The organism is Flavobacterium sp. (assembly GCF_031363805.1).
Classification (GTDB): domain Bacteria; phylum Bacteroidota; class Bacteroidia; order Flavobacteriales; family Flavobacteriaceae; genus Flavobacterium.
Genome location: NZ_JANLVD010000046.1, coordinates 1 through 10,703 on the forward strand (window position 1 = coordinate 1; position 10,703 = coordinate 10,703).

At 31.8% G+C, this 10,703-nt stretch carries 7 protein-coding genes; 1 reads left to right on the forward strand and 6 read right to left on the reverse strand.

Translation table 11 applies throughout. From position 1 onward, the window contains the following. Both RMN92_RS02590 and RMN92_RS02595 read right to left on the reverse strand, forming a co-directional pair. The coding region (locus tag RMN92_RS02590) for a thiamine pyrophosphate-dependent enzyme (protein ID WP_309607901.1) at positions 1 to 1,959 on the reverse strand (1,959 nt) is incomplete at its 3' end. Between the two features lie 182 nt (positions 1,960 to 2,141). Beyond that, positions 2,142 to 4,982, reverse strand: coding sequence for an aminopeptidase (locus RMN92_RS02595; RefSeq protein WP_309607902.1), 2,841 nt, complete (start codon positions 4,980 to 4,982; stop codon positions 2,142 to 2,144). A 232-nt stretch (positions 4,983 to 5,214) separates the two neighbouring features. On the opposite strand from RMN92_RS02595, the gene RMN92_RS02600 reads away from it, so the two are divergent. Next, entirely contained in the window at positions 5,215 to 7,167 is a 1,953-nt protein-coding gene (locus tag RMN92_RS02600) for an endonuclease (RefSeq protein WP_309607903.1), read from the forward strand. A gap of 77 nt (positions 7,168 to 7,244) precedes the next feature. Here RMN92_RS02600 and RMN92_RS02605 read toward each other — a convergent pair whose 3' ends face one another. The 4 genes from RMN92_RS02605 to RMN92_RS02620 form a co-directional block, all read right to left on the reverse strand. Beyond that, entirely contained in the window at positions 7,245 to 7,742 is a 498-nt protein-coding gene (locus RMN92_RS02605; RefSeq protein ID WP_309607904.1) for an HAD domain-containing protein, read from the reverse strand. Positions 7,743 to 7,796: 54 nt separating this feature from the next. Further along, on the reverse strand, positions 7,797 to 8,138 hold the full coding sequence (locus RMN92_RS02610) for a hypothetical protein (protein WP_309607905.1): 342 nt from the start codon (positions 8,136 to 8,138) through the stop codon (positions 7,797 to 7,799). Between the two features lie 43 nt (positions 8,139 to 8,181). Continuing rightward, complete coding sequence (locus tag RMN92_RS02615) at positions 8,182 to 9,858, reverse strand: amino acid permease (RefSeq protein ID WP_309607906.1); 1,677 nt, start codon at positions 9,856 to 9,858, stop codon at positions 8,182 to 8,184. Positions 9,859 to 10,032: 174 nt separating this feature from the next. Continuing rightward, positions 10,033 to 10,703 (reverse strand): peroxidase family protein (locus tag RMN92_RS02620; RefSeq protein ID WP_309607907.1); only part of this gene is annotated, 671 nt, incomplete at its 5' end.

A 10,703-nucleotide genomic window follows, 5' to 3' on the forward strand; every position in this document is an offset into this window, starting at 1 on the left:
TTTGAATTCGCCCAAATTGGTTGGCATTTTTTCATTTAATCGGTACCCATTTAAGCATTCTACTACAAGTGCTGGCTCGTCTGTTTCCAACAAGGTATTATAAAATCCTGCGGCTTTGGTCATGTTTCGTGGCACCAAAACATGTATACCTCGAACTGCATTGATAATCATGCCCATAGGCGATCCAGAATGCCAAATACCTTCTAAACGATGACCGCGTGTACGAATAATGAGTGGCGATTTTTGACGACCCGCCGTTCTATATTGTAGCGTTGCCAAATCGTCGCTCATGATTTGGATGGCATACAGTAAATAATCTAGGTATTGAATTTCTGCAATTGGGCGCAAACCACGCATGGCCATTCCGATGCCTTGACCCAATATGGAAGCTTCGCGAATACCAACATCGGCCACACGGAGTTCTCCATATTTTTCCTGCATGCCTTCTAGTCCTTGGTTAACATCACCAATATTTCCAGCATCTTCACCAAAAATTAAGCTTTCTGGATATTTGGTGAAAATGGCATCAAAATTATCTCTTAAAACCAAACGTGCGTCCACTTCCTCTGTATTTTCATCGTAAATTGGGTGTACTTCTTTTACAGAAAATACATTTTTATCTGATTGAGAAAATAGGTGAGAGCTAAATTTGGGCTGAATTTGATTGGTATAATTTGTAATCCAATCGCCCAAATCTGATTTTATATTTTCTTTTGAAACCAATCGAAGTATTTTTCGTGCTGTCACAATAATTTCTTTTCGAATGGGTTCTTTGATGTTATTTAAATCGGTAATATATTGATTGATGGCTTCTTTATTTGAACTTTGATTGGCAATATTTTGAAGCAATAAAACCAATTCGTCTCTTTCTAATTTTGAAGGTGAAACAAATGCCAACCAAGCGGCTTTTTTGCCTTCCAGTACTTCTTTTCTGGCTTGAGCATCTAAAGTTTCAATTTCTTCGGAAGTGGCAATACTGTTTTCAATCATCCAAAGTTTAAACTGTTTCAGACAATCAAAATTACCTTCCCATTCCAGTCTGTCGGCATTTTTATATCGCTCATGCGATCCCGAAGTTGAGTGTCCTTGCGGTTGTGTGAGCTCGCGAACGTGTATTAAAACTGGAACATGTTCTTCACGAGCAATAGTTGCTGCTTTTTGATAAGCTTCTACCAATGTAGGATAATCCCAACCATTTACAGTCATGATTTCGAAACCTTTATGGTTTTCATCCCTTTGAAATCCTTTTAAAATTTCGGAAATATTTTCTTTTGTGGTTTGGTGTTTGGCATGTACAGATATTCCATAATCATCGTCCCAAACGCTCATGACCATTGGCACTTGCAAAACACCCGCTGCATTGATGGTTTCAAAAAACAAGCCTTCAGAGGTTGATGCATTTCCAATGGTTCCCCAAGCCACTTCGTTTCCTAATATTGAAAAATTGGCGGCATTGTTTATGCCAAGAACTTGTCTGTATATTTTTGATGCTTGTGCCAAACCCAATAATCTAGGCATTTGACCTGCTGTTGGAGAAATATCGGCACTTGAATTTTTTTGAACGGTAAGGTTTTTCCAATTTCCATTTTCGTCAAGCGAATGTGTTGCAAAATGCCCACCCATTTGCCTTCCTGCACTCATAGGATCATGTGCCAAATCTGTGTGGCCATACAATCCTGCAAAAAACTGTTGAATTGTCATTTGACCAATGGCCATCATAAAAGTTTGATCGCGATAATATCCTGATCTGAAATCGCCATTTTTGAAGGCTTTTGCCATGGCCAATTGCGGAATTTCTTTTCCATCGCCAAAAATTCCAAACTTAGCTTTTCCAGTTAATACTTCCCGTCTTCCTAATAAACTGCACTCACGACTGGTGGTTGCAATTTTATAATCGTTGAGTACTTCTGTTTTAAAATCTTCAAAAGTTAATGGCTGTTTTTGGGCAATTTCTATCATAAAAATGGAATATTATAAATACAAATTTATAAAAAATGTGGTTAGGTTTGATAAAATAATCAAAAAAAATAATTGTATTATTAATATTTTTTATATCAATTTAAGATTTAATATTGTGAATTTTTATCAAATTAAATTAAAAAAGTAAGTTTAATTGAATAATAATGACGAATTTTTGATTTCTAGAACCATTTCCTTTTAAATAAACTAATTAATGTTCTTGGACTTAATGTAACAATAAATCTGATTTTTTCTTGGTAATTTTTTTGACCAGGTTCAAAACCGTTGGTTGAATAAACTGGAAAAAATAGTTCAAAATAATCGGGCACTAGGTTTAAATGCACACCAGAATCATAGACGAATTTTGTATTTTTATCTTTATTTTTATATAATCCTACATCGCCATAAATTTGAATCCAATGCCATATTGACGATGTAGCATTTAATGTTGTCATCCATTTATTGGCATAGGGGTTTTCAAATTTGGATTTGAATCCGCCTTCTGCTATGACCAATTGTTGGCTAAATAATCCTGTGGTTTCTGAGCGTCCATAAAAATCATAATCAAATAAATAATCTTTGGGTCTGTCAAGTCCAAAATTATAAAATTCGGTAGTTCTTTTTTTGTATAAAAAACTTCCTGTAAATAGGCGTAGGCTGAACTGGTAGTTGTTTTCAAAAAGTTTACGATAATAAATTTCTGACGATACTTTTCCAAATCCGCTAGACAATTGCAAATCTGTACTGAAACCGAAACCTTTTATCATTTCGCTTTTTTGAAAAGTGTATCTTGTATTAAAAACAGAATAATTGGATGGAGAATCATCGTTTGGGATTGGAACTGGTAGCAAATCTTTATCGACTATAACATGTCTGAAAGTGAGATATTGCCGTTGGTTATTTCTAAAATCATTCTCTCTAAATCTAAATTGCACAGATGGATTTATCTTTAAATAATTAGCATTTGCTGCATATTGAAAATAGGAACCACCAAAACCATACCTTATATTGTATAGTTTAGAATTGCGTAAATATTGATTTATTGCCACACCACCAGAACCTGACAATGTACTTGTATTGGTTGAAAACGTTGGACTAATGTCAAATATAAAAGGTTTTTCTAAAAACGACTTATTGTGAAAATTTAGTGATAGTAAAACTCCGTCGTATAAATTATATCCAAATTCTGGCACGTAGAATATTTGGCTATATCTTGGATCTTCCAAATCTTTAAAAAAATTAAATTTTATAGGACGATTCAATGAAAAAATACTTCTTAAAGATTTATAATTATTTCTTGAATTGTATTCAGGCGTTTCATTGTCTTGGTTTAAAATTATTTTATTGACACTTTTTCTATCAATGTTGAAAGTGGTATCAATTTTTATGTTGGAAAACCAATATTTAAAAATTGTCTTTTTATTTTTGATTCCCGAAAATGTAATTGGAGCAGTTGTGTTTGAATTGTTTTTTATGGTGACAGAAATGCTGTCTTTACTTTTGGAAATTTCTCCAAATTTATAATCTATTATTTTTCTTGAATTTATTAAATCAGAAAAAAACCAATCTATATTTTTAGAAGTATTTTTTTTTAAAATCTTTTCAAAATCTTCACTAGAGGTTTGCTTTTGTTGGTTTAAAGCAATAAATTCTTTTAAACTATTTTCCACAGTTTGGTCGTTTAAATAAGCATCTAAATATCTAAAGCTGAGCCCAGTTTTATATTTTCCTGCAATTTGCTCATTGAATTTTAGAAAAGTATTTTTAGGATTTCCCACCGTTTGATCCAAATTTTCTCGAGCCATGAGTAAATATAAATAATGGTATTGCTCATTGAAACTAATGTTTGCTAGTTTGTAACTTTTCAGAATTTTATATTTTGAAATATTACCAATAAGTTTTACTTCTGGATAATTTTCTTGAATATATTTCATGATCAAATAATACTGTATTCCATCGAGTATATAACCATCTTTTCGGTAATCAATTTTTAAGCTTTCTTTTAAATAACTATTCAAATAAGCTTTTAGGAATTTAATTTCAAATAGAAATTCATTGGGAAACGGACTTAAAAATGTTGGCAATTGATTTAATCCATAAAATGGGTTTCTATCATAATCGGCTTGGGAAATCATTAGTTTTTTTGATGAAATTTCGCCTAAGTTTAATGAAGCGTAGTTTACAATTTTATCAATAGCAATGGCTTTATTGTTGCCACTTAATTTTGACGATCCAAGATTGGTTTCTACCGTCATTTTGTCAGTTTGAAATGTTTGATAACTATTCTTTTTTTCAATTGACAATTGAATTTCGGTGGTATTTTCACCAGTAAAATTTACAATCTTTTCATTTTCATTGTCGTTTTTAAATTGCTTATTTAAATTTAAACTAGTTGTAATATTGTAGTTTTTTGGAATCGTAAAATCGATGCTTACATTTTTGTAAATGGTATTTGAAATGTCTTCTAAATTTTCATTACTGTAGGAAACAAATTCACCAGAATTATTTAATCTCGGAACAGTTAAAAAGCAATTTTTTAAATTATAACCATCTTTATCAAATCCAAAACGAGTGAATTTTGAATCTGGAATTTTAAGAGAATACTCAATTTCAATAGAAACTGACTTTGAAGGTTCAAGATTTGAGTTTAATTCAATTTCAATAATGTCAATGTTAGAAAGCGATCGAGACCAAATGGCATTTTGCCCATCAATTTGCATTTTATTAATAGTAGTATATCCACGTTCAATATCCTGAGCAAAGTGAAAACTTCTTACATATTCATCAGAAAAACGAATACCAAGAGGCGAATATTTATCGGAATAAGCATTGTTCCAATCGTTTAAAATTATTTTTGATAAGGATGTGGAAGAATTATTTGTAAAAATAATAGTTTGATTTACTTTAAAAGTTTTAAAATTGGTATTTAAAACTGCTATAATTTTAGTTTGCTGTTGACCATAAATTGTATGATGAAACAAGCAAACTGCAAATAAAAATAAGGCTTTAAATAAAAATTTCAATTTTTTAATGTTAAGTAAATTCATTTGCAATGTAATACAAATAATATTTTTTTAAAGAAAAACGATAAAAATATTAATGATAATTTTACGTTAAGGACACAAAGAATAAGTAACTTTATGATATTCAAATATTTAATATAAGATTCAATTGCTTTGATTTAGTTGCGTTGGTTTTTAAAATTTGATTTATATTAAAATAAATAATATCTTTCGGGACTTTATTACAACTCAAATGATCAAAAAATTACTTACATTATTACTAGTTAGTACCACAACATTTTCGCAGGTGGTTATCAACGAATTTGATTCAGACACGCCATCTACAGATGTAAAAGAATTTGTTGAATTTAAAACTGCCACACCAAACGCATCACTCAATGGCTACGTGTTGGTTTTTTTTAATGGTGCTACAAACTTAAGCTATTTGGCAATGGATTTGGATGGAATTGTTACCAATTCCAACGGAATAGCTACAATAGGCGGTAGTCAACTTTCTCCAGTTCCAAACAGATATTTGCCTTTTGATAGTGCCATACAAAATGGTCCTGATGGAGTAGGATTGTATCTCGGAAATGGATTCAATTTTCCAACAGATACGCCAGCTACTATGACAAATTTGGTCGATGCATTAATTCATAAAACAAACGATTTAGATCCGACCAGTTTGATGTTGGCTTTGGGCGAAACATTAGCCTATGATGAAGGAGCAACGGGAGCATTATCATCTACACAATCTATTCAACGTAAAATTGACGGAACCTATGAGTCAAAAATTCCAACGCCAGGCGCAAACAATGATGGAAGTGGCGATATTTACAACGGAATATCAATAGTTGTAAATACTGCACATAAAAATGAAGGTGATAGTTTTGTTATCACTTTTACAACGCAAACCAATGTTTCCAGTGATTTAAATTTCAATATAACATTAAATAATGGAACTTTCACTACTGCCGATTTTAATGGAATTACAGCCTTAACCATTCCAACAGGAACAAATTCAACCACTACAACAATTCAAATTTTGGATGATATTTTGGATGATGGCGATGAAATATTAAGTATACAATTTGGCACAATTCCTTTTGGATTTATAAAATTGAACGATAATATTCAAATCAGAGTTGTTGACAACGATTTTGTACCACAAACTTGGGGAAGTCCACTAAATCCAACATTTGGACTAGTTGCAAATACAAAACCCGCAGGTTATTACGGTTCACTCGAAGGTTTAAGTGGAGATGCTTTAAAACAAGCCATTCAAGACATTATTGCAAATCCTGCTGTTGTTAGAGCTCAAAATTATGGTGATGTAGTCGATATTTTGAAGCAAGCAGATCAAAATCCAGCAAATCGAAACCAAGTTTGGCTTATGTATGTCGAATCGCCTAGATCAAAACTTGATTATCAATTGGGAAGTAGTAGTACGGGAAAATGGAATCGAGAGCATATTTATTGCCAATCACGTGGCGGATTCACAGACGGTACATCGGATACACCAGACGGAATAGATATTTGGCTTCCTACCAATGCAAACGATTTTTTAGCAGGTCATGCAGATGCACATCATATCCGGGCAGAAGATGGTCCAGAAAATAGCTCAAGAAACGAAAGAAATTATGGTACAGATTATAATGGACCTGTCGGAAATCAAGGAACTTGGCGTGGAGACGTAGCAAGAGCTGTTTTTTACATGGCCGTGCGCTACAATGGCTTGAATGTAATAAATGGAAATCCACCACAGAATCCAGATGGTTTTATTGGAGATCTTTCCACATTATTAAACTGGAATACATCGGATAATGCGGACGATTTTGAAATGAATCATAATAATGTAGTTTACGAATGGCAAAAAAACAGAAACCCTTTTGTTGATTATCCAGATTTGGCGGATCATATTTGGGGAAATAAAACCACCATTCCTTGGTCATCTACATTATCTACAACGACATTTAATGAAATTCAAGTTTCAATATTTCCAAATCCATCTAGAGATTATATTATAATTTCTGGATTAAAAGAAAAATCTAAAATTGAAATTTATACCACTTCTGGTATTAATGTTTACAAAGGATATTACGATGAGGGCGAAAAATTGAATTACAACTTTTCTTCTGGAATTTATTTTGTAAAAGTGATGTTAGAAGACGGTAGGAGTGTAGTTAAAAAAATGATTGTTAACTAATAATTTATACTTATTCTTAAATTCCGATGAAGAAAAAAATAAAAATGTTTAAATGATTAATAAAATTAAAAGTCTTTCTATTTCGAAAGACTTTTTTTAGGATCAATTTTAAATAATTTCTTTGTACTTTTAAGCACTTTTATTGCCTGAATAGCGTCTAAATGCGTTAAACCTATTGATGAATTTGTGAGTATAAGTTTGTGTTTTAATTCAACTGGTAGACCATTTAAAGATTTATCATCATCAATAATTACAAAATTTTCTACATTCCTGTGTCGTTTACACCATGTTAAAATTTCTTCCTTACGATTTGGATATATTTTACGTGTTTGAAGTTTTGAAACAGAATCAACTTGAATTCCGCGATTGGAAAATATAGTCTTCCATTCTTTCGGTGTATATCTATTTTTATGTGAGGTTGTAAGGAGAATAGTAGCCTTTGTCCCAGAAATAATATCTTGAAGACCCAAAACAGCATTTGGACTAAACTTATAAAACCCATCAGATAAATTCTCAACTGATTTCCAAGAAGAGCCTTGAACCATTACACCATCTATATCTAGAAATACCAACATAATACAAATATAAGCACTTTAAACGAATATTTAATAAAGAAAATAAATCTTGAACTATAAATCATATTCTTTTTCATAAAGTTTTAAATCAGATTCACTATCCCAATCATTTTTTTCAACAATAACTGCACTCCATGAATAATTAGTTTCCATAGAAATATTTATTCCTCCTTTTATCATTTCAATCTTTTTGGTTAAGATTTCAGAACACACATATCTATGATGCCCTTCAATAATTTTTTCATTAGCTATTTTTATTGGTCGAAAGTAACTATCATTAAACATTCTTATAAATATCCTTTCCAATTTAGGAAAACATAATTTGTTTTGATTAGGTTCATAAGAAAATTTATGCGAGCTCAAAAAATCTTCAATAAATTCTTTTGTAATTTTCACAATAGCTAATTTGAAAAAGTATAGGGAATTAAATTGATAACAATTAAGCTTTTAAATTCAACTTACTATTTTTATAACCATACAAAAAGTAAAAAATCAATCCAATAACCAACCAAACGCCAAACCACATCCAGTTGGAAACTGCCATTCCTGTTAGTAAATAACAACAAGAAACCAAACCAAGTAATGGAATTAGTGATAAGTTTTTAATGATGGATAAAAACATCATTACTACACAAACCAATAAAAAAACCAGCATTGGTAAGTTAGTTGCCATTTTTCCATCTGAGAAATCAAGAATACTGGAGAAAAATTCAGGTAAAAATTTAAGAACCAATCCAAAACCAATAATAACAATTGCAGGAAAAATAAATTTAGAATTTACATATGGAATTCTGAATTTTCCTTTTGTGGCTCGTTCTTCCAACTCGGATTCACTTTGTGGTGATAGCATTAAAACTCCTCCACAAACCAGTACAAAAGCAAATAAAGTTCCAATACTGGTAAAGTCTAATACAAAATTTTCATCGGTAAAAAATATTGGAATTCCAACTACCAAACCAGTTACAATTGTTGCAAAACTTGGAGTTTTATATTTGGGATGAATTTCGGCAAATTTCTTTGGCATTAAACCATCACGCGACATTGTCATCCAAATTCTAGGTTGACCCATTTGGAAAACCAAAAGTACACTTGTCATTGCTACAACCGCTGCAATTGATACTATAAACAACATCCATTTTACGCCTTTTAATGCAAAAATTTCAGCCAATGGATCGCTTACTCCAAGCAATTCGTAAGAAACCATTCCTGTAATTACTAATGCCAAGACTATAAAAACTACAGTACAAATTACCAACGAATAAATCATTCCTTTAGGTAAATCACGTTGCGGATTTTTACTTTCTTCTGCCAAAGTCGAAACGGCATCAAAACCAATATAGGCAAAGAAAACGGCAGAAACGCCTCCCATTACGCCACTAAAACCGTTTGGCATAAATGGAGTCCAATTGTCAATATCAATGTAAAATGCACCAACAACTATTACCAACAAAATAATTGCCAACTTAATGTAAACCATTATGTTACTAAAGTTTTTAGATTCTTTTGTTCCTCTATAAACTAAATAGGTAATTAGCAAATTAATTACAACGGCTGGCAAATCGAAAATTATTTTTAATCCACCAATAACTGGTGCATTTTTCCAAGCCATTAAACCTTCAGTTCCTTTATTTGCCAAAACAGCATCTTGCGCAGATTTGTAATTTATGGTCAAAAATTCTGGTAAATGAATGTGAAATGTTTCTAATAAATTGGTAAAATAACCACTCCAAGAAAAGGCAATATAAATATTTCCGATGGAATATTCCATAATTAATGCCCAACCAATTATCCAAGCAAAAATTTCTCCAAATGATACGTATGCATAAGTGTAGGCACTTCCAGAAACTGGCACACGCGATGCGAATTCGGCATAACACATTGCGGTAAATCCGCAAGCAATGGCGCACATTATATACAAAAGTACAACTGCTGGACCACCAGAAAAGCAAGCGTTTCCAATTGCGCTAAAAGTTCCACCACCAATTATTGCTGCTATTCCAAAAAAAGTTAAATCTTTAACGTTTAAAACTTTACTCAATCCAGAATGTTCTCCATCGCCACCTTCTTGAACTATTGCTTTTGTTGATTTTTTTCGGAATAAATTGGAAAAATTCATATTTTTTTGATTGTAAATAATGTAATTTTAAAGTAACGCTTTGTTAACTTTTGGCGAAAACAAATATATAAAACTTAGCCAATAAAAATAATAATAATTTTAAACACTTCAAATCAATAAAAAAGGCAGTTTGTTTTCAAACTACCTTTTAATATTATGAATTTTAAATGAGATTTATTTCAAATCAAATCGATCCAAATTCATCACTTTATTCCAAACTGCAATAAAATCGTGAACAAATTGCTCTTTTGCATCTTCGCAAGCATAGACTTCGGCAATGGCTCTCAATTCGGTATTTGAACCAAAAATCAAATCTACACGAGTTCCAATCCATTTGATATCGCCAGTTTTTCTATCGCTTCCAATAAAAGCTTCGCTAGATTCTGAAACTGCTTTCCAAGTAGTACCCATATCCAACAAATTTACAAAGAAATCATTGGTTAACGTTTCTGGACGATTGGTGAAAACTCCTGTTTTAGACTGATCAAAATTGGTGTTCAAAACTCTCATTCCACCCACTAACAAAGCCATTTCTGGTGCTGTTAATGTTAATAATTGTGCTTTGTCGAGTAACAATTCTTCGGCAGAAACTGTAAATTCTGTTCTAGAATAATTTCTAAAGCCATCCGCTTGAGGTTCTAAAATATCAAATGATTCTACGTCTGTTTGTTCTTGAGAAGCATCAGCTCTTCCTGGCATAAATGGAACTTTTACATCAAAACCATTATTTTTTGCTGCTTGTTCTACTCCAACAGAACCACCTAAAACAATTAAATCTGCCATAGAAACTTGTTTGTTTTCTGACTGTGATGTATTAAAGTCGTTTTGAATTTTTTCTAAAACTG